General features: G+C 68.0%; 22 protein-coding genes and 1 other RNA gene. 16 read left to right on the top strand and 7 right to left on the bottom strand.

Annotated features, from left to right (window positions below; genetic code table 11):
• Window positions 1–55: 55 nt before the first annotated feature.
• The 8 genes from DOE79_RS19285 to DOE79_RS19250 all read left to right on the top strand — a co-directional run bounded on the left by DOE79_RS19285 (window position 56) and on the right by DOE79_RS19250 (window position 7,729).
• A complete protein-coding gene (locus DOE79_RS19285) occupies window positions 56–1,279 on the top strand; it encodes a glycosyltransferase (RefSeq protein WP_245977021.1) in 1,224 nt (407 codons plus the stop codon).
• Complete coding sequence (locus DOE79_RS19280) at window positions 1,276–2,025, top strand: PIG-L family deacetylase (RefSeq protein WP_245977020.1); 750 nt, start codon at window positions 1,276–1,278, stop codon at window positions 2,023–2,025. Before DOE79_RS19285 ends, DOE79_RS19280 begins: the two co-directional genes overlap by 4 nt.
• The gene (locus tag DOE79_RS19275; protein ID WP_120339883.1) at window positions 2,025–2,873 is read left to right on the top strand and encodes a siderophore-interacting protein; all 849 of its coding nucleotides are present in this window, start codon (window positions 2,025–2,027) and stop codon (window positions 2,871–2,873) included. Before DOE79_RS19280 ends, DOE79_RS19275 begins: the two co-directional genes overlap by 1 nt.
• 74 nt (window positions 2,874–2,947) lie before the next feature.
• Window positions 2,948–3,907, top strand: a complete 960-nt coding sequence (locus DOE79_RS19270) for an ABC transporter substrate-binding protein (protein WP_120339882.1) — start codon at window positions 2,948–2,950, stop codon at window positions 3,905–3,907.
• Window positions 3,908–3,918: 11 nt separating this feature from the next.
• On the top strand, window positions 3,919–4,953 hold the full coding sequence (locus DOE79_RS19265; RefSeq protein WP_245977019.1) for an iron chelate uptake ABC transporter family permease subunit: 1,035 nt from the start codon (window positions 3,919–3,921) through the stop codon (window positions 4,951–4,953).
• 20 nt (window positions 4,954–4,973) lie between these two features.
• On the top strand, window positions 4,974–5,969 hold the full coding sequence (locus tag DOE79_RS19260; protein WP_120339881.1) for a FecCD family ABC transporter permease: 996 nt from the start codon (window positions 4,974–4,976) through the stop codon (window positions 5,967–5,969).
• Window positions 5,966–6,826 carry an ABC transporter ATP-binding protein gene (locus DOE79_RS19255; protein WP_120339880.1) on the top strand — a complete coding sequence of 287 codons (861 nt, stop codon included), beginning with the start codon at window positions 5,966–5,968 and terminating at the stop codon, window positions 6,824–6,826. The genes DOE79_RS19260 and DOE79_RS19255 overlap by 4 nt, the downstream gene beginning before the upstream one ends.
• 66 nt (window positions 6,827–6,892) lie before the next feature.
• Complete coding sequence (locus DOE79_RS19250) at window positions 6,893–7,729, top strand: class II glutamine amidotransferase (RefSeq protein ID WP_120339879.1); 837 nt, start codon at window positions 6,893–6,895, stop codon at window positions 7,727–7,729.
• 98 nt (window positions 7,730–7,827) lie between these two features.
• On the opposite strand, the gene ssrA is transcribed toward DOE79_RS19250, so the two are convergent.
• Window positions 7,828–8,213, bottom strand: a transfer-messenger RNA (tmRNA) gene (gene ssrA / locus DOE79_RS19245).
• A gap of 441 nt (window positions 8,214–8,654) precedes the next feature.
• On the opposite strand from ssrA, the gene DOE79_RS19240 reads away from it, so the two are divergent.
• Both DOE79_RS19240 and DOE79_RS19235 read left to right on the top strand, forming a co-directional pair.
• Window positions 8,655–9,722, top strand: coding sequence for an IS110 family RNA-guided transposase (locus DOE79_RS19240; protein WP_120339878.1), 1,068 nt, complete (start codon window positions 8,655–8,657; stop codon window positions 9,720–9,722).
• 467 nt (window positions 9,723–10,189) lie between these two features.
• A complete protein-coding gene (locus tag DOE79_RS19235) occupies window positions 10,190–11,605 on the top strand; it encodes an HNH endonuclease signature motif containing protein (protein ID WP_162942857.1) in 1,416 nt (471 codons plus the stop codon).
• Between the two features lie 76 nt (window positions 11,606–11,681).
• Here the strand turns inward: DOE79_RS19235 and smpB are convergent, their stop codons facing one another.
• The 4 genes from smpB to prfB all read right to left on the bottom strand — a co-directional run bounded on the left by smpB (window position 11,682) and on the right by prfB (window position 15,535).
• Entirely contained in the window at window positions 11,682–12,158 is a 477-nt protein-coding gene (smpB, locus tag DOE79_RS19230) for an SsrA-binding protein SmpB (RefSeq protein ID WP_066599783.1), read from the bottom strand.
• A gap of 67 nt (window positions 12,159–12,225) precedes the next feature.
• Window positions 12,226–13,140 (bottom strand): permease-like cell division protein FtsX, encoded by a 915-nt coding sequence (gene ftsX / locus DOE79_RS19225; protein ID WP_120339876.1) that lies wholly within the window; start codon window positions 13,138–13,140, stop codon window positions 12,226–12,228.
• Window positions 13,137–14,345: a cell division ATP-binding protein FtsE gene (gene ftsE / locus DOE79_RS19220; RefSeq protein ID WP_120339875.1), complete on the bottom strand. Its 1,209-nt coding sequence runs from the start codon at window positions 14,343–14,345 to the stop codon at window positions 13,137–13,139. The genes ftsX and ftsE overlap by 4 nt, the downstream gene beginning before the upstream one ends.
• 83 nt (window positions 14,346–14,428) lie before the next feature.
• Window positions 14,429–15,535 carry a peptide chain release factor 2 gene (gene prfB / locus DOE79_RS19215; RefSeq protein ID WP_120339874.1) on the bottom strand — a complete coding sequence of 369 codons (1,107 nt, stop codon included), beginning with the start codon at window positions 15,533–15,535 and terminating at the stop codon, window positions 14,429–14,431.
• 41 nt (window positions 15,536–15,576) lie between these two features.
• Between prfB and DOE79_RS19210 the strand changes: the two genes are divergently transcribed.
• Genes DOE79_RS19210 through DOE79_RS19200 form a run of 3 tightly spaced genes read left to right on the top strand, consistent with a single transcriptional unit; the run spans window position 15,577 to window position 17,972 of the window.
• Entirely contained in the window at window positions 15,577–16,851 is a 1,275-nt protein-coding gene (locus DOE79_RS19210) for an MFS transporter (protein WP_120339873.1), read from the top strand.
• A gap of 27 nt (window positions 16,852–16,878) precedes the next feature.
• Window positions 16,879–17,316 (top strand): nitroreductase family deazaflavin-dependent oxidoreductase, encoded by a 438-nt coding sequence (locus tag DOE79_RS19205; RefSeq protein WP_120339872.1) that lies wholly within the window; start codon window positions 16,879–16,881, stop codon window positions 17,314–17,316.
• Entirely contained in the window at window positions 17,316–17,972 is a 657-nt protein-coding gene (locus tag DOE79_RS19200; RefSeq protein WP_120339871.1) for a pentapeptide repeat-containing protein, read from the top strand. The genes DOE79_RS19205 and DOE79_RS19200 overlap by 1 nt, the downstream gene beginning before the upstream one ends.
• A 4-nt stretch (window positions 17,973–17,976) precedes the next feature.
• On the opposite strand, the gene glpX is transcribed toward DOE79_RS19200, so the two are convergent.
• Window positions 17,977–18,963 carry a class II fructose-bisphosphatase gene (glpX, locus tag DOE79_RS19195; RefSeq protein ID WP_120339870.1) on the bottom strand — a complete coding sequence of 329 codons (987 nt, stop codon included), beginning with the start codon at window positions 18,961–18,963 and terminating at the stop codon, window positions 17,977–17,979.
• 234 nt (window positions 18,964–19,197) lie between these two features.
• On the opposite strand from glpX, the gene fbaA reads away from it, so the two are divergent.
• Together fbaA and DOE79_RS19185 are read left to right on the top strand one after the other, a co-directional pair.
• Window positions 19,198–20,223, top strand: coding sequence for a class II fructose-bisphosphate aldolase (gene fbaA, locus DOE79_RS19190; RefSeq protein WP_120339869.1), 1,026 nt, complete (start codon window positions 19,198–19,200; stop codon window positions 20,221–20,223).
• Between the two features lie 21 nt (window positions 20,224–20,244).
• Entirely contained in the window at window positions 20,245–20,832 is a 588-nt protein-coding gene (locus tag DOE79_RS19185) for a DUF6264 family protein (protein ID WP_162942856.1), read from the top strand.
• Between the two features lie 22 nt (window positions 20,833–20,854).
• On the opposite strand, the gene DOE79_RS19180 is transcribed toward DOE79_RS19185, so the two are convergent.
• Window positions 20,855–21,895, bottom strand: a complete 1,041-nt coding sequence (locus DOE79_RS19180; RefSeq protein WP_120340442.1) for a 4-hydroxy-3-methylbut-2-enyl diphosphate reductase — start codon at window positions 21,893–21,895, stop codon at window positions 20,855–20,857.
• A 112-nt stretch (window positions 21,896–22,007) separates the two neighbouring features.
• Between DOE79_RS19180 and xseA the strand changes: the two genes are divergently transcribed.
• Entirely contained in the window at window positions 22,008–23,234 is a 1,227-nt protein-coding gene (gene xseA / locus DOE79_RS19175; protein ID WP_120339867.1) for an exodeoxyribonuclease VII large subunit, read from the top strand.
• Window position 23,235: the final 1 nt, after the last annotated feature.

Here is a 23,235-nt window from a genome sequence, read left to right as displayed (position 1 = left end):
TTGCATACAAGTGGCTCTCATCTTACGCATCCGCCCCATGTCCTAAGATTCTGTAGTGTCCCCAGTTACCTCCTCCCTGCGCATCGCCCTGGTTTCCCTGCACACCTCCCCCGGTGCCGAGCCCGGATCGGGTGACGCCGGCGGCATGAATGTGGTGGTTCGACACCAGGCCGAGGCCATGGCGGCGCTCGGCCATCAGGTCGAGATCCTCACCCGGCGCTCCTCCCCCGAGATGCCCACCATGCGGCGCCTGAGCCCTGGCGTCACGCTGCGATACCTCGATGCCGGCCCGCTCCGCTCGGTGCCCAAGGGCGACCACGAGGGTTTCATCGATGAGTTCCGTGTGCGAGCGAGCTCCCTCGGACCGTGGGACGTGATCCACTCGCACCACTGGTTCTCCGGCATGGCGATGCTGCCCCTCGCCCGCGAGCTGGGCGTGCCGCACGTGCAGAGCTTCCACTCCATCGCGGCCGACGAGGCCACCCCGCTGTCAGACGGCGAACGGCCCGAATCCGGCGGACGGATGGCCGGCGAGGCCTGGCTGGCCCGCGAATCAGACCTGATCGTGGCCATCAGCGCAGCCGAGGCCGACACCGTCGTGCAGCGTCTGGGCGGCTCGATGGACCGCATCGTCGTGGTGCCGCCGGGTGTGGACGGCGCAATGTTCCACCCCCTCGGTGCTGCCGTCACGCCGGTCGCCGGGGCGAACGCACGCGGCTATGCCGTTGTCGCCGGTCGCCTGCAACCGCTCAAGGGCCTGGACCTCGCCATCGAAGCGCTGGCGGCCGTGCCCGCCGGGCTGCGGCCGGAGCTCGTGATCGCGGGCGACGCCTCGGCCGACTATGACGGCTACATCGACGAGCTCACCCGCCTGGCCGCCCGGCACGGCATCGCCAGACAGGTGCGGTTCGTGGGGCCCTGCAACCGGGTCAAGCTCGCCGGGCTGATGCGCGGCGCCAGGGTCGTGCTGGTGCCCTCGCACTCCGAGACCTTCGGCTTGGTGGCCCTGGAGGCCGCCGCGAGCGGTGTGCCCGTCATCGCCCAGGGCACCGGCGGACTTCGCGAGGCCGTGATCGACGGCGACACCGGCCTCCTGGTCGAGTCCAGGGACCCTCAGGACTGGGCGGATGCGCTCACCGCGGTGCTGTCGGATGCCGCGCTGGCCAGGCGCCTGTCGTTGGCGGCCCGACGCCGGGCAGAGGAGTTCGACTGGCCGCGCTCTGCCGCGCACCTGCTCGAGGTCTACTGCACCCTGCTGCCGGTTCCGGTCTGCGCGTGAGCCTGCTCGACGGCCGGCGCTCGGTTCTCTTCGTGCACGCCCATCCCGATGACGAGACCATCTCCACGGGCGCGCTGATCGCCGAGTACGTGGCCAGGGGCAGCCGAGTCTTCCTGCTCACCTGCTCGCGCGGCGAACGCGGCGAGGTCGTCGCCGGGCCGCTGACCGCCCTGGCGGGAACGAACGAGCTCGCCCGGGAACGCGACCGGGAGCTGGAACGCGCCACGGGCATCCTGGGTATCACCGAGCGCTTCTGGCTGGGCGAGGCGCCCGCGCGGGTCGACGGACTCGGGTCGCGCCGGTACCGCGACTCGGGCATGGTGTGGCTGCGGCCGGGGCTGGCCGGACCGGCAGACGACGCCGCCTCCGACGCCCTGTCGGTGGCGCCGCTCGCCGAGGTGGCCGCGGACATCGCCGCCCTCATCGTGCGGCTACGACCGGACCTGGTGGTCAGTTACGACGACGGCGGCGGCTACGGACATCCGGATCACGTGCGCGCCCACGACGCGACCCTGTCCGCGAGCGAGGCGACCGGCACGCCGTTCGCCGAGGTGCTGGAGACGCCGGGCGCGGACGGCGAATGGTTCGACCTGCCCGGGCATCTGGGCGTCGTGACGGATGCCCTGCGCGCGCATGCGAGCCAACTCACGGTGCACGGCACCGAGATCGTACACTCCGGGGGCCAGCGGGAGCCGATCGTCACCTCGGCCGGCCTCAGGCTGCACCCGCGCACCTCCCCCGCGTGATGCCGGCGCTCTTCCAGTCCTCCCCCAACGCGCTCTTCGACACCGAGGTGCGGCAGGTCAGCCCGCTCTCACCGGGCTTCCTGCGAATCACCTTGACGGGCGCCCACCTGCACCGGTTCGCCGCACACGGCCTCGACCAGCGCATCAAGATCCTGGTGCCGAGCGGCGCGTATCCGGCCACGTTCGACGACGACCTGCTGCACGAGTCGGAATGGCGCCGACGGTGGCGGGAACTCCCCGCCGCCGACCGACCGGCCCTCCGCAGCTACACGACCAGCGCGGTGCGTCCGGACCTGCGCGAGATCGACCTCGACTTCTACGTGCACGCCCGGCCCGGCCCGGCGAGCAGCTGGGCCGTCGGCGCCCGGGCGGGCCAGCGGCTGCTGGTGTCGGGGCCGAGCAGCAGGCTCAGTAATCGCCGCCACGGCATCCAGTGGTCGCCGGGCATGGCCACCCACCTGCTGCTGGCGGGTGACGAAACCGCATTCCCCGCCATTCGCGGCATCGTCTCGGCCCTGCACCCCACGAGCAGGGCCACGGTCATCCTCGAAACCGGCGACCCCAGGGACGCGGCCTGGCTCACCGCCGAGATCGAGGGCCACACCGTGACCGAGCTGCGGCGCGAGCCCGTCGGAGGCGGGCCCACGCTGCTCCGGGCGCTGGAGGCCTGGAGCGTGCGCTCGGGAGCAGCGGCGGCCGCCAGGGGCGACGACTTCTACGCCTGGTTGGCCACGGAGAGCGGCCTGGTCTCGCAGCTGCGCGCGGTGCTGCAGGGAGCCGGCATCGCACCGGACCGGGTTCACTCGCAGGGCTACTGGAACGACCGGGCACGCACCACGGTGGACTGAGTGCGAGGTTAGGACAGGCTAAGCTAACCATTCGCGATGCCCATCGCCAGCTCCCCGTCGAAAGGACATCCTCGATGCGCCCCTCCCGTCACCCGTCGCGCCTGCTCGCCGCGCTCGCCCTGCCCATCGTCCTGGCAGTCGCCGTCAGCGGATGCTCCGCCACGGCTTCCACCGGCACCACTGCCGGCGCGTCGGGCGCCACCTCGACGCCGGACACCGGCACGCACCTCGTCGAGCATGCCCGCGGTGAGACCGAGGTTCCCAACGACGTGCAGCGTGTCGTGGTGCTCGAGCCCGTCCAGCTGGACACCACCGTGGCGCTCGGCCTGATCCCGGTCGGCGCGGCCGTGCTGAACGAAGCGACAGGGGTGCCGGCCTATCTCGGGGCAGCCGCGGCCGGGATCGCCACAGTGGGCACCGTGCCAGAGCCGTCGATCGAGAAGATCGCGGCCCTCAAGCCCGACCTGATCCTGGGCACCGAGTCGCGGCACTCCGCGCTTTACGACCAGCTCTCGTCGATCGCCCCCACCGTGTTCATGGCGAGCCAAGCCGACCCGTGGACCGACAACGTGGCCCTGGTGGCCCGGGCCCTCGGTGACGAGGCCGGCGCCGACGCGCTCCTCACCGCCTACACGGACCGTTGCGCCGAGATCGCCGAGACGCACGATGTGGCCGGCATGACGGCGCAGTTCGTGCGTCCCCGTGACGGCATCCTCACCCTGTACGGCCCCACCTCCTTCGCCGGCAGCACCCTCGAATGCGCCGGGTTCACCATCCCCGAGCGGGACTGGGAGGGCTCGATCTCGGTCGACATCTCCCCCGAGCGCGTACTCGACGCCCAGGCCGATCTGGTCCTGGTCTCGGCGACCGACGTGACCGACCCGACGCTCATTCCCGAGTCGATCCGCACCAACGCGGCCTCCTTCCCCGGACTCAACGTCGTGGACCAGTCGTTCTGGATCACCGGCGTCGGGCCACTGGGCGGTATGACCGTGCTGGACGACATCGAGCGCATCCTGGCCGGTACCAAGTAGCGGGGCTCGACGTGCCTTACACGGCCTGGGTCGGCACGGCCTGGGTCGGCACGGCGTGGTTCCGCACCGCGTGGTTCGGCATCGGCGTGGTCGTGCTGGTCGCGGCCGTCGGACTCTCCATCGTCGTCGGGGCCAACCCGGTGCACCCGGGCACCGTGCTCGACACCCTGCTCGGCGGCGGCACCGCGGAGTCCCGCTTCGTTGTCTGGGACCAGCGCCTGCCCCGCACGGCGGCCGGACTCACGGTGGGAGCCGCCCTCGGCGTGGCCGGGGCGCTCATCCAGGCCTTCACCCGCAACCCGCTCGCGGACCCCGGAATCCTGGGAGTCAACGCGGGAGCCGCCTTCTTCGTGGCCGTGGGAATCACCTTCCTGGGCGTGACCAGCCCGTCGGGGTATGTCTGGCTGGCCTGCGCCGGTGCCCTCGTTCTCACCGTCGCGGTGTACGTGATCGGGTCGGCCGGCGGCCCGGCGGCCGGCCCGGTGCGACTCACCGTCACCGGCGTCGCCATCGGCGCCGTGTTCGCGGGGCTCACCACGGGGCTCGCCCTCACCCACCCCGACACGTTCGACCGGATGCGCGGCTGGAGCGCCGGAAGCCTCCTCGAACGCGGGATGGACGTCGTGCTACCCGTCCTCCCTCTCGTGCTGGTGGGCCTGGTGCTTGCGCTGGGTGCCGCGCGCGGGCTCAACTCGATAGCGCTCGGACCCGATGTGGCCCGGTCGCAAGGCGTCAGCGTACGGCGCATCCAGCTGGTCGTGCTGGCCGCTGTGACGCTCCTGGCCGGCAGCGCCACGGCCGTGGCAGGTCCGCTCGTGTTCGTGGGCCTGGTGGTGCCGCACGTCGTGCGATGGACGCTCGGCACAGACCAGCGCGGGATCGTGTTGGGGTCACTGCTGCTGGGCCCGTCGCTCGTCCTGCTGTCCGATGTGCTGGGGCGGGTCGCGGTGCTTCCGAGCGAGATGCCGGTCGGCATCGTGACGGCCTTCGTGGGCGCGCCCGTGCTGATCGCGCTGGCCCGTCGCCGATCGGCGACAGCACTGTGACCCGGAACGCTCTCAACCGGATGAGTCCGGCCATCAGTGCACGTTCGGGTCTGGTCGGCCTGGGCGTGGCGGCGATCATCGTCGTCCTGCTCCTTCTCGCTCTCACCCTCGGCGACTTCCCCGTCACGCCGGCCGAGGTCATCGGTGCCGTCACCGGTCGCCTGGACGGACTGCCCCGCATCGTTGTTCTCGAGTGGCGACTGCCGCGGGCGGCGGCGGCCGTGTTGTTCGGCGCCGCCCTGGCCGTGGCTGGCGCCATCTTCCAGACCGTGACCCGTAACCCGCTGGCCAGCCCGGACATCATCGGCCTCGCCAACGGCTCGTTCACGGGAATGCTGGTGGCGCTTCTGGCCTTGGGCGGCAGCTGGCCGCTGCTGACCGCCGGTTCCCTGGTCGGCGGGCTGCTGGCCGCCGTGGCCATCTACCTGCTCGCCTACCGCGGCGGCCTGCACGGTTTCCGCTTCATCGTTGTCGGCATCGGCATCTCGGCCATGCTCGCGTCGGTCAATACCTGGATGCTCTTGCGGGCCGAGTTGGAGACCGCCCTCTTCGCGTCGGCGTGGGGCGCGGGCACACTGAATGCCGTCACCGCAGCCACGGCGGTGCCGGCTGGAATCTGCATCGTGGTGCTGCTCGTGCTGCTGCCACCCATCGTCCCGGCCGTTCGACAGCTCGACCTGGGCGACGACAGCGCATCCGCCACCGGGGTCGCCGTCGGTCGCACCCGGCTCACCGCCATCGCCCTTGCGGTGTGCCTGGTGAGCGTCGTGACGGCCGTCGCCGGCCCGATCGCGTTCGTGGCCCTTGCCGCGCCCCAGATCACCCGCCGGCTCACCGGCTCCCCCGGCATCCCCTTCGCCCTGTCCGGCCTGGTGGGCGGCGCGCTGCTGCTCTGCTCCGACCTGATCGCCCAACACCTCATTCCCCTGACCGTGCCCGTGGGGGTGGTGACCGTTGTCCTCGGCGGCGGCTACCTCGTCTGGCTCCTCATCCACGAATCCAGGAGGAGAGCATGATCTCACCCACAGGACCCCACCATTCCGCGCTGGACGATTCCGCGCTGGACGATTCCGTGCTGGCGGCCAGCGGCCTGGCCGTGCGGTACGACCGCCGGAGCGTCATCGACGGCCTCGACCTCATCGTGCCGCCCGGATCGTTCACCGCGATCATCGGCCCCAATGCGTGCGGAAAGTCCACGCTGCTGCGGGCGCTGGCCGGATTGTTGCCGGCGTCGTCGGGATCCGTCTTGCTGGACGGCCGGGATATCGCCTCGTATTCGGCCAAGGACACGGCCCGCCGGCTCGGCCTGCTGCCGCAAGGCGCCGTATCGCCGGAGGGGATCACCGTGGCCGAGCTCGTCGCGCGCGGCCGCTACGCTCACCAGCGCCTGCTGCGGCAGTGGTCGGTTGCCGACGAAGCGGCAGTCACGGATGCGTTGGCCGCGACCCGTGTCACGGACCTGGCGAACCGGCCCGTGGACGAGCTCTCGGGAGGGCAGCGGCAGCGCGTGTGGATCGCCATGGTGCTGGCCCAGCAGACTGCCCTGATCCTGCTCGACGAGCCCACCACCTACCTGGATATCGCGCATCAGATCGAGGTGCTCAATCTGCTGCACGACCTCAACGCCCAGGGCCGCACCATCGTGGCCGTGCTGCACGACCTCAACCACGCGGCACGGTACGCCTCCAACATCGTCGCGATGCAGGAAGGCCGGATCGTCGCCAACGGAGCTCCGCAGAGCACGATCACGGCCGAACTGGTCGCCGAGGTCTTCGGGTTGCCCAACGTGGTGATCACCGACCCGGTGACCGGTACCCCACTCGTGATCCCCGCGGACACCCGGGTGCAGCACGAACCCGCCGGGAGGGCATGATCCACCGGAGAGGTGCACAATGGGCGCGTGCGCGTCGTCGCAGTCGCGCCGGATGGGAGACGGGCGATGTGCAGATGGCTGGCCTATATCGGGGAACCGTTGCGTCCCTCCACGATCGTGCTCGACGCCACCCACTCGATCGTCGCGCAATCGCTGGACTCCCCGCTCGGCGCCGAGACGGTGAACGGTGACGGCTTCGGCTTCGGCTGGTACGCCTCTGGGGCGGCCGCGACCGCCGAACCGGCACTCTTCCACAGCATCGAGCCGGCCTGGAACGACCAGAATCTGCGCGAACTGACGCGGGCGATCGAGAGCCCACTGTTCTTCACGCATGTTCGCGCCGCCGCGGGGCCGCCGATCCAGCAGACCAACTGCCATCCGTTTCGCTACGAGAACTGGATGTTCATGCACAACGGGGCCATCTCGGGCTGGCGGGACCTGAAACGTGACCTCACCCTGGCCATCGACCCTGGCCTGTATCCCAACGTTCTCGGTACGACGGACTCTGAGGTGTTATTCCATCTCGCGCTCACCCTCGGGCTGCGGGACGATCCCATCGCAGCCGTCGGACGCGCGATCCGCATGGTCGAGTCCGTGGGCCACGAGCACGATGTGCGCTTCCCCTGGCAGGGCACGGTCGCCGTGTCGGACGGCAGCACGCTGTGGGCGTTCCGCTATTCGTCGCAGGGTCGCACGCGCTCCCTGTTCCACTCCACCGACATCCCGACGTTGCGTGAGATGTACCCAGACCAGGAGCGGCTGGCGGCGTTCGGGGACCATGCGCGGGTTGTGGTCTCAGAGCCGCTCAACGACCTGCCGGGCGTCTTCGTGGAGGTGCCGGAGTCGACGGCGGTTGTGCTCGACGTCGACGGCTACCGGCACGAGTCGTTCCTGGGCGACTGAGCGCACGAATGGCTCAGCACGCAAAAAAGCCACCCCGAAGGATGGCGTTCGTGCGAGGAGATCGACGAGCAAATCAACAGCGTGTGGCAACAACCCAATGGTGGAGATGCGGGGAATTGAACCCCGGTCCATTGCTGTGGTCATGTTTCTTCTACGGGTGTATCCAGTGAAATCGTTCTACTCGGCTCCGGAACTTGCCACTGTCAGCTGATCCGACGAGCCCAGCCCTCGTTTAAGTCCCCCTATACCCCGAGGCTCAGGATAGGAGCAATCTCTCTAAATGACGTCAGGGTCCGAGTAGAGAGCATTCCCGGTCTGACGGTCTCAATGTGGTTCTACTTAGGCCGCGAGGGCGAAAGCGGAACGCGAGACAGTGCGGTTTGAATTGGCACTTATTGTTTTGCAGAGATCGTTAACGAGATAACCCTGCATCCTCGACCCGCTTCTCACAGTTACGCAGGCAATGTCGAAACCGATCATCCCCATGTTCACGTGCCGACGGCTCTCTAGGAGTCGCACGGGACGCGGTTGTTGTCACACGCTGTTGAGTTACCAATCTTGTTGCCAAGACCGCAGTGACGAACATTGCAGCCCGCCACTACGGCCTTTCAGGATACAACACTTTCCCCCCGCCGCGCATCCGGCCGCCGGTCCACCACCGACAGCGCACCCCCGTCGGCTCCGCGCCCGATCGCTGATCGAGCCTGTCAGTGATGATGGGTGTGGGGTCGGGTTGGTCTGACTCAGAGCCTGTCCGACGCCTTGGCTGTCTTTGTCTCGATGCGTCGACTGGCCTGGCCCTGACATCTAATGTCGCGTTCAGGATGCCGATCATGACCTGATAGGAGCCTGGCTAAAGTCTCTTCACTGACCTGTCTGCCGGCACCCTGAACGCTGACCCTTACGAAGAAGGGCTGTAACCAGAATGACCGACAACCACCAAAAGATCATCATCGGCGTCGATACGCACAAGGATTTCCACCACGTCGCGGTGATCAGCGCACTGGGCGAATCCCTCACGGACCGTAAATTCGATGCCACCCCGGACGGATACGCGGCCCTGATCGCATGGGTCACCGGCCAGGGCGACGTGCTCCGCGCCGGTGTCGAGGGCACCGGCTCCTACGGTGCCGGCCTCACGGCGCGACTGCGCAGCGCAGGCATCGAGGTGATTGATGTGTTGGCGCCGGATAAGCAGGAACGCCGGTTGCGGGGCAAGACGGACCAGATCGACGCGTACTCTGCTGCCCGTGCTGTCTTGTCCAAGCGGGCCACGACGGTGCCGAAGATCCGGGACGGTGAGGTCGAAGCGATCCGGATCCTCCGCACGTCTCGGCGCCTGGTCGTCAAGCAGCGCACCGAGATCATGAACCAGCTGCACAGCCTGCTCGTCAGCGCCCCGGAAACTCTCCGCGCAAAGTTCGCCGGTCTCAAGGCCAAAGACCTCGCGAAAGCCTGCGCGCGCTTGCGGGAGCTGGCCGGCGATGATGTCGTCACCGCCGCGACGAAGGACGCCGCGAAGTCTTTGGGCCGCCGTCACGTTGAGTTGAGCCTTGAGGCTGACCGGTTCGAGGAGAGCATCCGCGCCCTCGTCACCGCTTACGCCCCGGAACTGCTCGCCGTTTATGGGGTTGGACCGGATGTTGCCGCGACGCTGCTGACCGTCGCGGGCGAGAACGTGGACCGGATCGGCACCGAATCCGCCCTCGCTCACTTGGCCGGGACCGCACCGATCCCGGCGTCGTCAGGGAAAACGAACCGGCACCGGCTCAACCGTGGCGGCAACCGGCAAGGCAACGCCGCGTTCCACCGCATTGTCTTGGTCCGTATGAAACGCCACCCCGAGACCCGCGCCTACGTCGAGAAGACCCTGGCGCGCGGCAAGACCAAACGCGACACCATGCGCCTCCTCAAGCGCTACCTCGCCCGAGAGATCTTCCCCATCCTCATCGCCGTCCAAGAACGCCACGCAACCACCCAAATCGCCGCTTGACATCAATAGGAGCATCGAGATCCTTTGGATGTCCCTATGAACCTGCAATGACTCGGTCGCAACTATTCTCGAGATTCCCTTGTGGATAACGTGACATTTCCTCACAATATTCTTTGATTCGTGGGAGAATGAGGGTATGGACGAAGAGCTCGTACACGGCTCCACCGCACCGCTGGGAGACACTCCCAGCGGCGGTACTCCGCCGGACTGGAACACCAGCCTGGCCGGTCCGGCACCAGTTCCCGCAGCCTGCGACGTCCCCGCTGACTCGAGCGTGAACGCAGCCACCGACACTCCCATCGACGGCGAGCGGTCGGAACCCGCGCCGCCTCGCGCGGGTCGCCGGGGTGCCCCGCAGCCCACCTGGCGGGACCCCGCACGGCTCCCCGCGGTGCAGCAGGCGCATACCGGGGTGTTCGGACAGAAACTGGGTCCTGGCCGAGGTCGCCGCGGTGGTGCAGGAGGTGATGGGTTCGATCGATGTCGACGGTCTCACCGATGCGGAACTGGTCGCGCTGACGCAGATGACGGAGCAGGTCGGCCGGCCCGCGGATCTGGCCCGGGTGACCACGGCGACGGTGGTGGACTATCGGGCTCGGACGGGGTTGGGTCGGGACTCGTTGGCGTGGCGGTTGGGCGCGTCGCACCACACGGATTTGTTGACCCGGTTGACCGGGGCGTCGGGGCAGGAGATGAAACGCCGGGTGCGGTTGGGTGAGAAGATCGCCCCACGCATGATGGGCGGCACCGTCCTCGACCCCGTCTTCCCCACCGTCGCCGCAGCCCTGGCCGACGGGGAACTCGGGCTGGACGCGGCGGAGGAGATCGTGAAGGGCCTGGCCGACTACAAGGTCCACGGCCGGTTCGACGCGAACCCCACCGATGTCGATGCGGCCGAGGCCGGGCTGGTCGAATCGGCCACCGGCTCCGTCTACGGCCGCAGCACCGACGGCGACCCGATCACCCGACTGGGCGACTCGGACGGGTTCGCCTACCCCGCCGATGCTCTCCGCGACATGGCCCTGCAGTGGCAGGCGGCACTGAACCCGGACGGCCTCGCGCCCAACGAGGAGGTCCTCGAGGCGAAGTCCACGTTCTCCTTCGGCGGGATCCGCAACGGCCTCTACCCCCTCCGCGGCGGGGTCACGCCGGAGCTCAAAGGCATCATCCAAACCCTGTTCAACACCTACCAGTCCGCCCGCACCGCACCCCGGTTCCCCTCCGCCGAGGAACAGGAACGCATCGAAGCCGGCGAACTCGTGCCCGGGGAGATCCTCGACGACCGCAGCGGCGGCGAGAAACGAGCCGACATCCTCCGCGGCATCCTCACCCAGATCGCCCAAGACCCCCGCACCCCCACGATGGGCGGGATGCCACCAACGGTGATGGTGCACGTCAGCGCCGCAGACCTCCTCGCCGGCATCGGCGTCGGCTGGATCGACGGCGTCGACGCACCCTTGTCGATGAAAACGATCAACCAGATGGTCGACAACGGCGGCATCCGCCCGGTGTTCTTCGGCGGCAACGGCGCCGTCCTCGCCCTGGGCAACAAAGCCCGCTGCTTCAGCCCCCTCCAACGCCGCGCCATCACCGCCCGAGACGGCGGCTGCATCGTCCCGAACTGCACCAGCCCGGCCCAATGGACCGAACTCCACCACGTCATCCCCTGGCAGAACGGCGGCCGCACCGACATCGACAACGGGGTACTGCTCTGCTGGTACCACCACCACACCATCGACACCGCCGGGTGGAACATCCGCATGGTCAACGGCTTGCCCCAAGTGAAGGCACCGCACTGGCTCGACCCCACCGGCACATGGCGCCGACCCAACCAACACCGCGCCCACGACCCCAACACCCGAAAACCACCCAACACGGAATGACCCACCGAGTCTCGACACGCTCGACCACCAGGGCTCGGCCTGAGTGGCCAGCGGGCCAGGGGCAGCGCGGGTGCTGCTAGTCGCCGAGGTTGCGACGCGCGGAGATGGCGCGGTCCGACTCGCGCTTGTCTTGGCGTTCGCGCAGGGTCTGCCGCTTGTCGAATTCCTTCTTACCCTTGGCCACCGCGATCTCGACCTTGGCCTTGCCATCGCTGAAGTAGATCTTCAGCGGGATGAGGGTGTATCCACCCTCCTTGGTCTTATGGCTGATCTTGATGATCTCCTGCTTGTGCAGGAGCAGCTTGCGCTTGCGGCGCGGCGGGTGGTTGGTCCAGGTTCCGGCTGTGTACTCCGGAATGTGCACGGCATCCAGCCACGCCTCACCGGACTCGATGAAGGCATAACCGTCGACAAGCGACGCCCGGCCGGCCCGAAGGGACTTCACCTCGGTGCCACTCAAGACCATTCCGGCCTCGTACGTGTCCTCGATGAGGTAGTCGTGGCGCGCCTTGCGATTGGTCGCGACGACCTTCTCGCCTTTTTCCCTGGGCACGGCATTCTCCTCGATCAGTTGTGGTGCGACCGGCATCCGCCGGGCAGCCCATCAGTCTAGCGGCGGATCAGACCTTCAGGTACCGGGTGATGGCGAAGTTGGCCGACGCCGCAGCCAGGGCGGCACCGAGCACCAACAGAATGGGCACCACGGTCAACGCATCCTGCAGGTCGACGAGAGCGAAGCCGCTGAGCCGCGCCCCGAGGAAGTCCTGCACGAAGAACTTCACCAGCGCCACGACCGCGCCACCGGCAAGCAACGAACCCAGCAGCGCCGCGAACACCCCCTCGAGGATGAACGGAGTTTGGATGAACCGGTTGGACGCACCCACCAGCCTCATGATGCCCAGCTCCTTCCGCCGCGAGAACGCCGACAGACGGATGGTCGTGGCGATCAGCAGCGCCGCCGCCACGAGCATCAGCGATGCGATCCCGATGGCGGTGTAACTGGCCACGTTGAGCACGGAGAAGATCTGGTCGAGGTACTTGCGCTGGTCGGCGACGTTCTCGACGCCCGCAACGCCCGAGAGGCTCTCGACGAGCACGTCGGAGTCCTCCGGGTTGTTCAGGTTGACCCAGAATGTCTGGTTGAGCTGCTCGGGGGTCACATAGTCGGCTACCGGGTTGCCCGCGAACTGCGTCTTGAAGTTCTCGAATGCCTGCTCGTGCGTCTCGAAGTAGTACTTGTCGATGAACGTCGACAGAGTCGGGGACTCCAGCTGGGCCTTCACCGAGTCGATCTGCTCCTGGGTCGCCTCACCCGCCGTGCAGGTCTCCCCCGGCGAGATCGCCGTGCACATGTAGATCCCCACCTGTGCGCGGTCGTACCAGAAGTTCTTCATCTGGCCGATCTGCATCTGCATCAGGATGGCGGCACCGACGAAGGTCAACGAGATGAAGGTCACCAGTACAACGGAGACCACCATCGAGGCGTTGCGCCGCAAGCCGTGGGAGGCTTCGGAAAGTACGAGTCCGAGTCTCATCGGGTGGGTCCTACGTTCTGCTCAAGAGTGGGGTCGGGCTTCTCACCGGGCGCCCGCAGACCGAGCTTCTCGGCCAGCGTGAGCTGCTCCGGCTCGTCATGCTGGGTGACCGGGATCACCGGCCGGCTCATGGTGGATGCCGGCGGCTCGACCGTGGGTTCCGATTCGGCCTGCACGGCTGCCGGTTCCTCATCGACCGGAACGGCATCCGCCTGGGTGGCCTTCTCGACCACCGGAACGGGCTGCACCGGAGCGGGCTGCACCAGAACGGGCTGCACCGGCTGGACGGCGACGGGCTCAGCAACCGGCTCGGCGACGGGTGGCGGGGATGTGTTCACCGCAACAGCGGCGGCTTCGACCTCGGCCGAGGCCACCTCCTGGGGCAGCACCTCCGGAGCGGGGTAGGTCAGCGGCTCGGCGGGCGTCGGGCCCGTGGTGGCTCCCGTTGCCGCACCTGTGGACGGCATCCGTGAAGACCGGGACGGGGCACGCTCACCCGGGGGCAGCACCATGGGGATGGCCGCGGTGGCGTAGCCGCCCTGGCGCTCGTCGCGCACGATCTGACCGGCGGACAGCTCGATCACGCGGCGCTTCATCTTGTCGACGATGCCCGCCTCGTGGGTGGCCATGATCACGGTGGTGCCGCCGGCGTTGATGCGCGCCAGCAGCGACATGATCTCGGCGCTCGTGGTGGGGTCGAGGTTTCCGGTGGGCTCGTCGGCCAGAACGATCTGTGGCTTGTTCACGATCGCCCTGGCGATGGCCACACGCTGCTGCTCACCGCCGGAGAGTTCGTGCGGCAGGCGCTGGGCCTTCTCGGCCAGCCCTACCATCTGCAGTGTGTCAGGCACGGCCTCCTGGATGTACCCACGAGACTTGCCGATCACCTGCAGGCTGAAGGCGACGTTGTCGTAGACGCTCTTGTTCGGCAGCAGACGGAAGTCCTGGAAGACCACGCCGAGGTTGCGACGGAAGTAGGGCACCTTGCGGTTGGAGATGGAGCGCAGGTCCTGGCCGAGCACGTGAATGCTTCCGCTGGACGGCTTCTCCTCCTTCAACATCAGGCGAAGGCAGCTCGACTTTCCCGAGCCCGAAGCACCGACCAGGAACACGAATTCGCCGCGAAGGATCTCGACGTCGATGGAGTTCAGGGCCGGTCGGTTCGTACCGGGATATTTCTTGGTGATGTGATCAAATCGGATCATGGCGTGTTCGAGCCTAGGCAGGCATCCGCGATTTACCTACTTGCGACATGCCCCACGCAGCAAGTCCATAGGTTCGCCGCACTCTAGTCGGTGGGGGTCTTGCGCCAGCGGATGCCCGCGGCGATGAATCCGTCGAGGTCGCCGTCGAAGACGTTCGAGGGGTTGTTGACCTCGTACTCGGTGCGCAGATCCTTGACCATCTGGTATGGCGCGAGCACGTAGCTGCGCATCTGGTCGCCCCAGCTGGCGGTGATGATGCCGGCGAATTCCTTCTTGGTGGCCGCTTCCTGCTCGCGCTGCAGCAGCAGCAGCCGGGAGGCCAGCACGCGCATGGCCGCGGCGCGGTTCTGGATCTGGCTCTTCTCGTTCTGGCAACTCACCACCAGTCCCGTCGGCAGGTGGGTGATGCGCACGGCGGAGTCGGTGGTGTTCACCGACTGGCCGCCGGGGCCGCTCGAGCGGAACACGTCCACCCGGATGTCGTTGTCGGGAATCTCGACGGCTTCGGCCTGCTCGATCAGCGGCACGACCTCGACAGCGGCAAAAGAGGTCTGGCGCTTGCCCGCGGAGTTGAACGGGCTCATCCGCACCAGGCGGTGCGTGCCGGCCTCGACGCTCAGGGTACCGAAGGCATACGGGGCGTTGACCTCGAAGGTTGCCGACTTGATGCCGGCCTCTTCCGCGTAGCTCACGTCGAGAACGTTGGTGGTGTAGTTGTGCTGCTCGGCCCAGCGCAGGTACATGCGCAGCAGCATCTCGGCGAAGTCGGCGGCATCGACGCCGCCGGCGCCGGCGCGGATGGTGATCACGGCGGGGTTCGGGTCGAACTCGCCGTTCAGCAGGGTCTGTACCTCGAGGTCCCCGAGCACCTTCTTGACGCTCTCCAGCTCGGCCGTGGCCTCATCGGCTGACTCCTGGTCACCCTCGGCGTTGGCGAGTTCCACGAGCACCTCGAGGTCGTCCAGACGGGATTCGATGCTCTCGATGCGCTTGAGCTCACTCTGGCGGTGGCTCAGATCACTCGTCACTTTCTGGGCGTGCTCGGAGTCGTTCCAGAGGTCGGGCGCGCCCGCCTCGTCGTTCAGCTCGGCAATGTCCAGACGAAGCCGGTCGATGTCGATCACCGACCGGATGTCGTCGAACGTGGCCCGCAGTGCGGCGATCTGCTCAGAGAAGTCCAGCTCAATCATTGTGGAATCCAGCCTACCGGGCGAGAGGTAGCATCGAACGGATGAGTACCGAGCGCCCCTTCAGCCTGCGGGGGGTGGCTCTCGCAGCGTTCCTGCCCACGATGCTCTTCTCGATCGGTGAGGGCGCGATGATTCCCCTCATCCCGCTGGTGGCCGACAGTCTCGGCGCCTCCCTCGCCTTCGCGGGCTTCATCGCGGCCATGGTGATGGTGGGCGAACTGGCCGGAGATATCCCGAGCGGCGCCGTCGTCTCGCGCTTCGGCGAGCGGAACTCCATGATCGGCGCGTCGCTGCTGGCGATCATGGCCGTGCTGGTCTGCATCATCGCGCCCAACCCCCTCGTGCTGGCCGCAGGCATCTTCCTCATCGGCCTGGCCACGGCGGTCTTCGCGCTCGCGCGGCACGCCTTCATGACCAGCTACGTTCCCGTGGCCTACCGGGCCAGGGCCCTCTCCACCCTCGGCGGCGTCTTCCGCGCCGGCTGGTTCGTCGGCCCGTTCATCGCGGCCGGAGTCATCCAGCTCACCGGCAGCACCACCGCGGTCTTCTGGGTATTCATCGTCTGCTGCCTGGCGGCGGCCGTGGTGCTGGTGCTGCTGCCGGATCCCTCGAGCACCTTCGCCAGCGCCACGCCCGGAGCGCCCGCCGGCACCGCCGTCCGCACCGCCGGCGAGGACGAGGCAGCGGCGGAGACCACCGGCCTGTTCGCCACCATCTGGCGGTACCGCGGCGTGCTGCTGCGACTCGGCACCGGCGCGGGCCTCGTCGGCGCCATGCGCGCCACCCGCACGGTGATGCTGCCCCTCTGGGCGGTCAGCATCGGTATCAACGAGCCGGACACGGCCCTGATCATCGGCATCGCCGGCGGCATCGATTTCGCCCTGTTCTACGCCAGCGGCCAGATCATGGACCGGTTCGGCCGCATGTGGACCGCGATCCCGTCGATGATCGGGCTCGGCCTCGGCATGCTCGCCCTCTCCTTCACCCACGACCTGCCCGACAACGTTCAGTGGTTCATCGCCGTGGCAATGTTCCTCTCGCTGGCCAACGGCATCGGCAGCGGTCTGCTGATGACCCTGGGCGCCGACCTGGCACCGCCCACCGGCCCCGCGCCATTCCTGGGCGCCTGGCGATTCACGGCCGATTTCGGTAGCGCCGCCGCTCCCCTGGCCGTCGCCGGCATGACTGCGGTTTTGTCGCTGTCGGTGGCCAGTGGTGTCATGGGCGTCGTGGGGCTCCTCGGCGCCGGGGTGCTCTGGCGCTACATTCCCCGGTACGCACCCCGCCATCCCCGCGTACCCCTGCGAGACACTTAATCCAGACCGAAGAGAGAGTTGACTGTCATGCCGCTGCACGGAGACTACGAGCCCAGCCCCGAGAAGTGGGTGCGCGACCAGGTCGAGCTGTACGAATCGTCTGGCGGCACCCAGGGCACCACCCTGCGCGGGATGCCCGTGATCGTGCTGACCACCCTCGGCGCCAAGTCCGGCAAGGTCCGCAAGGCACCGCTCATGCGCGTCGAGCACGACGGGCGCTACGCCGCCGTCGCGTCCCTGGGCGGCAGCCCGAAGAACCCGGTCTGGTACGCCAACGTGGTCGCGCATCCGCTCGTAGAGGTGCAGGACGGCCCGATCCGGCAGGACATGCGGGCGCGGGAGATCACCGGCGAGGAGAAGGCGCTCTGGTGGGAGCGGGCCGTCGCGGCGTACCCGCCCTACGCCGACTACCAGACCAAGACCGACCGGGTGATCCCGGTCTTCCTGCTCGAGCCCGTCTCCTAGTGGCCCGCGTCACCAAGCGCGGCCCGCAGCTGGACCGGATCGTCCTGGAGAACCTGCTGGACAACGACGGCGCCCTGGTGGGCCGCGGCGACGACCGCGAGGCCGAACGCTACACCCGGGTGGACTTCTCCGGCCGCGACTTCACCGGCACGGGCTTCACCGAGTGCGAACTGCACGCCGTGGACCTGAACACCACGGTTCTGCGCGGCAGCAGCTGGGCGGAGTGCGTCGCCACCGAACTGCACGCCGCGGTGTTCAGCGCTCCCCGCTCCAGCTGGCGGGACGTTCGCATCGAACACTCCAGGCTCGGCTCCGTCGAGATGTACGAGGCCAACCTGCGCAGCGTGCAGATCGACGGCTCCAAGCTGGACTTCGTGAACCTGCGCAACGCCACCATGACGGACGTGCTGATCAGCAACTGCATCATCGACGAACTCGACATCTCGAGCGCCGTCGTGCAGCGGCTGGAGCTCCGGGATTGCCGGATCGGCACGCTCGACGTCGCCGGTGCCCGCCTCACCGACGTTGACCTGCGATCGAGCGATTTCTCGGCCATCCACAGCCTGGAGGGCCTCAAGGGAGCCACCATCGACGACGCCCAGCTGTCCCTGCTGGCGCCGCTGCTGGCGGCTCACCTCGGGATTCTGGTGGACTAGGGGTCTAGAGCCACTTCTCGGCGAGGTGCTCGGCGACGACCCGGCGGATGGTGCCGCTCTTGCCGCGCAGCACGATCGACTCGGTGCGGATCGTCGGCCCCAGCTTGCGCACCCCGCCGACCAGCTGGCCGTCGGTGACGCCGGTGGCGACGAAATAGGTGTTGTCGCTGGTGACGAGGTCGTCCACGCCCAGGATCCGGTCCAGGTCGTGGCCGGCGTCGATGGCCTTCTGCGCCTCGTCGTCGTCCTTGGGGTGCAGCCTGGCCTGGATGAAACCGCCGAGAGCCTTGAGCGCGCAGGCCGTGATGATGCCCTCGGGCGTGCCGCCGATGCCGACGCACATGTCGATGCGGGTCTCGCTCAGGGCGGCGTTGATGCCCCCTGCCACGTCGCCGTCGAGCATCAGGCGGGTGCCGGCGCCAGCGGCCCGTACCTCCTCGATGAGTCCGACGTGTCGCGGCCGGTCCAGGATCGCGATGGTCATGTCGCCGACCTCCTTGCCCTTGGCCTTGGCCAGGGCACGGATGTTCTCGCCGATCGGCTGGCGCAGGTCCACAACACCGTGGCCCTCCCATCCGGTGACGATCTTGTCCATGTAGAACACGGCACTCGGGTCGTACATACTGCCGCGGTCGGCGACGGCGATCATGCTCAGCGCGTTCTGGCGGCCGTTGGCCGTGAGGGAGGTACCGTCGATGGGGTCCACGGCGATGTCGCAGGACGGCCCGCGGCCGCTGCCGACGTGCTCGCCGTTGTAGAGCATGGGCGCGTCGTCCTTCTCACCCTCGCCGATCACGACAACGCCGTCGAAATCAACAGTGCCCAGGAACTTGCGCATGGCGTCGACGGCCGCGCCGTCGGCGGCGTTCTTGTCGCCGCGCCCGATGAAGGGCACTGCGCGGATGGCGGCGGCCTCGGTCGCCCGCACCAGCTCCATGCCGAGGTTGCGGTCGGGGTGCAGGTACAGCGAAGCGTGTTCGGTATTCACCATGGGTGGTTGTCCTTCGAGATCGTATGTGGGTTGCTGAGGGACGCGCCGGTCTCTGCCTGCCGAGGCAGCCGGTACAGGGCCCAGCTTACCCAGCCGACCCGCGGGCGACCCCGCCAGCCACCCCCATCCGGGTCACAGGCCACGCGGGACCTTATACCCGCAGGGACCAGAGCGGCCACACATCTGCCCTCGCTAGACTTGACGGACAATCCCGCTCATTTTCGAGGAGACGCAATGCCCATCGCAACCCCAGACCAATACGCCGAGATGCTGAACAAGGCCAAGTCGAAGGGGTTCGCGTACCCCGCATTCAACGTCTCCTCCTCGCAGTCGATCAACGCCGTCCTCCAGGGCCTGACCGAAGCCGGCTCCGACGGCATCATCCAGGTCACCACCGGTGGCGCCGACTACTTCGCCGGCCACACCGTCAAGAACCGCGCCGCCGGCGCCCTCGCGTTCGCCAAGTTCGCGCACGCCGTCGCTGACAACTACCCCGTCACCGTGGCCCTGCACACCGACCACTGCCCCAAGGGCGCGCTGGACGACTTCGTCCTGCCGCTGATCTCGGCCTCCGAGACCGCAGTCGCCGACGGCTTCAACCCGATCTTCCAGTCGCACATGTGGGACGGCTCCGCCATCGCTCTCGACGAGAACCTCGAGATCGCCAAGGGCATCATCAAGCGCACCCAGGCGATCAACGCCATCCTCGAGGTCGAGATCGGCGCCGTCGGCGGCGAAGAAGACGGCGTCGAGGGCGACATCAACGACAACCTGTACACGACCTTCGACGACACCGTCAAGATGATCGAGGCCCTCGGCCTCGGCGAGCAGGGCCGTTACATGGCCGCGCTCACCTTCGGCAACGTGCACGGCGTCTACAAGCCCGGCAACGTGAAGCTGCGCCCGGAGCTCCTCAAGGAGATCCAGGAGAGCGTCGCCGCCAAGTACGGCACCAGCGCACTCCCCCTCGACCTCGTCTTCCACGGCGGCTCCGGCTCGACCGACGCCGAGATCGCGGAAGCCGTTGCCAACGGCGTCGTGAAGATGAACGTCGACACCGACACCCAGTACGCGTTCACGCGCGCCATCGCCGACTACATGCTGAAGAACTACGACGGCGTGCTCAAGGTCGACGGTGAAGTGGGCAACAAGAAGCTCTACGACCCGCGCGCCTGGGGCAAGGTCGCCGAGACGGCCATGGCCGCCCGCGTCGCCCAGGCCACGCGTCAGCTCGGCTCCGCCGGCCACTCCAACAGCTAGACCGATAGACAGACCAACTGGATGACGATGGCAGAGAACACCGGGACCCCGGCTCCCCACGACCAGGCGGCGACCCCGCCTGCCGACTACCGGCCCCGGCCCCGCTACGGCGAGCTGGCTCCGGAGGGCTGGACCTGGTCCCCGCCGCAGGACGCTTCGGCGCCTGCGGCCCCTGCCGCCTCTGAATCCGAGTCTGCATCTGCTGCACCGATGGCGCAGGGATCGGCTGAGAAGCCGGTCCCCGCACCACCCGGGTGGGACCGGCCGGTGACCCTCGGGTTGCTGATCCTGGGCCTGCTGGCGACGTTCCTCACCATCGCGGTGCTGGACGCCCTGCCCCAGGCGGTGCAGATGCTGTACACGCAAGAGGGTCTGGGCGACTACTCACCGGCCCCGATCGTGGCGACGCTGATCACCGCGGGCAGCATCAGCCAGGCCATTGTCTGGCTGGTCACCGCGGCGGTGAGTATCCTGCTGCTGGTGCGCTCCCGGCGGGCCTTCTACGTGCCGCTGATCGGCGGAGTCGTGGCCTTCGTGCTCATCTTCGTGTTCATGACGATCATCGTCGGCAGCGATTCCACCCTGATCGACTTCTACAGCCGCCCGTAAGGCGGCTGCAGAAGCGGTCCTGCTACTCGGTGCGGTCCACGCGGCCGCCAAGGGCGCGGGCGTCGGTGTTGCCGGCGAGGTCCTTGCGCAGCTCCTTGGGCAGCGAGAACAAGAGGTCCTCCTCCGCCGTCTTGATCTGCTCCACGTCGCCATAGCCGGCACCGGCCAGGTCGCGCAGCAGCTCGTCCACGAGCTCCTCCGGCACCGAGGCGCCGCTGGTCACGCCCACGGTGTTCACGCCGTCGAGCCATTCCTGCTTCACTTCGCTGGCGTAGTCCACCCGGTAGGCGGCCTTGGCCCCATACTCCAGGGCGACCTCCACCAGACGCACAGAGTTCGACGAGTTCGCCGAGCCCACCACGATCACCAGGTCGGAGTCGCGGGCGACCTTCTTGATGGCCACCTGACGGTTCTGAGTGGCGTAGCAGATGTCGTCGCTGGGCGGATCCTGCAGGTTGGGGAACCGGGCCCGCAGGCGGCGCACCGTCTCCATAGTCTCGTCCACGCTGAGCGTGGTCTGGGAGAGCCAGACGACCTTGTTCGGGTCGCGCACCGTGATGGTGTCGGCTTCATCGGGGCTGCCGACTAGGGTCGTGTGCTCCGGCGCCTCTCCGGCGGTGCCCTCGACCTCTTCGTGGCCTTCGTGGCCGATCAGCAAGATCTCGAAGTCGTCCCTGGCGAAGCGCACGGCCTCGCGGTGCACCTTGGTGACCAGCGGGCAGGTGGCGTCGATGGCGGCAAGTCCCCGCTCGGCGGCGGCGTTCACCACGGCCGGGGACACGCCGTGGGCGCTGAAGACGATGTGCGATCCGGTGGGAACCTCATCGACTTCTTCGACGAAGATGGCGCCCTTCTTCTCGAGCTCGCTCACCACATGGGTGTTGTGCACGATCTGCTTCCGCACGTAGACGGGGGCGCCGTACAGCTCGAGGGCCTTCTCCACGGCGATGACGGCGCGGTCCACGCCGGCGCAGTAGCCGCGCGGGGCTGCCAACAGCACCCGTTTCAGCCCATCCACCGGGGTATCCTTGAGCCTGTTGCGCAGGCTCGGAATTCTGGGCATGCCAAGGCCGATCACGGGCTTTTCTGTACTGATGCTCACTCGCACAGTCTACGCGAGAGCGTCTGCGCAGTCCGTGAGAGCGAAACCCCACCGCCCGAGAGAACGAGAGCCGATGAACGCCGTGACGATGCCCGCCGTGGGCGACCAGCCGCCCACCGTCGACGCTCCGTGGCCTGTGGCCGTGCTCTCCAACAAGATCCGCGGCTATATCGAACGTCTCGGCACCGCCTGGGTGGAGGGCGAGATCGTGCAGTGGGGCGCCAGCGGCGGCAACGTCTACGGCAAGCTCAAGGACCTCACTATCGACGCCACCGTGAGTTTCACGGTCTGGTCGTCGGTGAAGGCGCGGCTGACCAACGACTTCAAACAGGGTGACCGCGTGATCGCCCTCGTCAAGCCCAACTATTGGGTCAAGGGCGGCACCCTCACCATGCAGGTCTACGAGCTACGCCACGTGGGCCTGGGCGACCTGCTCGAACGCCTCGAGCGGCTGCGCGCCCAGCTGAAGTCCGAGGGCCTCTTCGACCTGTCCCGCAAACGTCCGCTGCCCTTCCTGCCGCACCGCATCGGCCTGGTCACCGGCAAGGACTCCGACGCAGAGAAGGACGTCCTGCGCAACGCCCAGCTGCGCTGGCCGGCCGTGGACTTCAGGGTCGTGCACGCCGCCGTGCAGGGCGACCGCATGGTCGCCGAGGTCACGGCGGCCATCCTGCAGCTGGACGCAGACCCCGAGGTCGACGTCATCATCGTCGCGCGCGGCGGCGGCGACTTCCAGAACCTGCTCGGTTTCAGCGACGAGGGGCTCGTTCGCGCCGTCGCGGGCTGCAGCACGCCCGTGGTGAGCGCCATCGGGCACGAGGCCGACCGGCCGCTGCTCGACGACGTTGCGGACCTCCGCGCCTCCACCCCCACCGACGCTGCCAAGCGCGTCGTTCCGGACGTCTCCGACGAGCTGAACCGGGTGCAGCAGGCCCGGGCGCGCCTGAGCAGCCGGCTCACCGGCATCCTGTCCACCGAGGTCGACAGGCTCGGCCAGCTGCGCAGCCGCCCGGTGCTCGCCGGCGCCGACTGGATCGTCGACACCCGGTCACAGGACCTCACCCGGTATGTCGCCCGTGGAGCCGAGCTCATGCACCGCACCCTCGAGCGGGCCGGCGCCGGCGTCGTGGAGCTCCGCTCCCAGTTGCGCGCTCTCTCTCCGCAGGGAACCCTCGACCGCGGCTACGCCATCGTGCAGCTTCCCGGCGGCCAGGTGCTGCGTACGAGCGACCAGGCGCCGACCGGCACCGATCTGCACATCACGGCGGGCGTCGGAACCGTGGACGCGGTGGCGAAATAGA

This window comes from Cryobacterium soli (assembly GCF_003611035.1).
In the GTDB taxonomy this organism is placed as follows: Bacteria; Actinomycetota; Actinomycetes; order Actinomycetales; family Microbacteriaceae; genus Cryobacterium; species Cryobacterium soli.
Note: the sequence above shows the minus strand (reverse complement) of the source record. Positions and strands in the feature narration are given on the sequence as shown.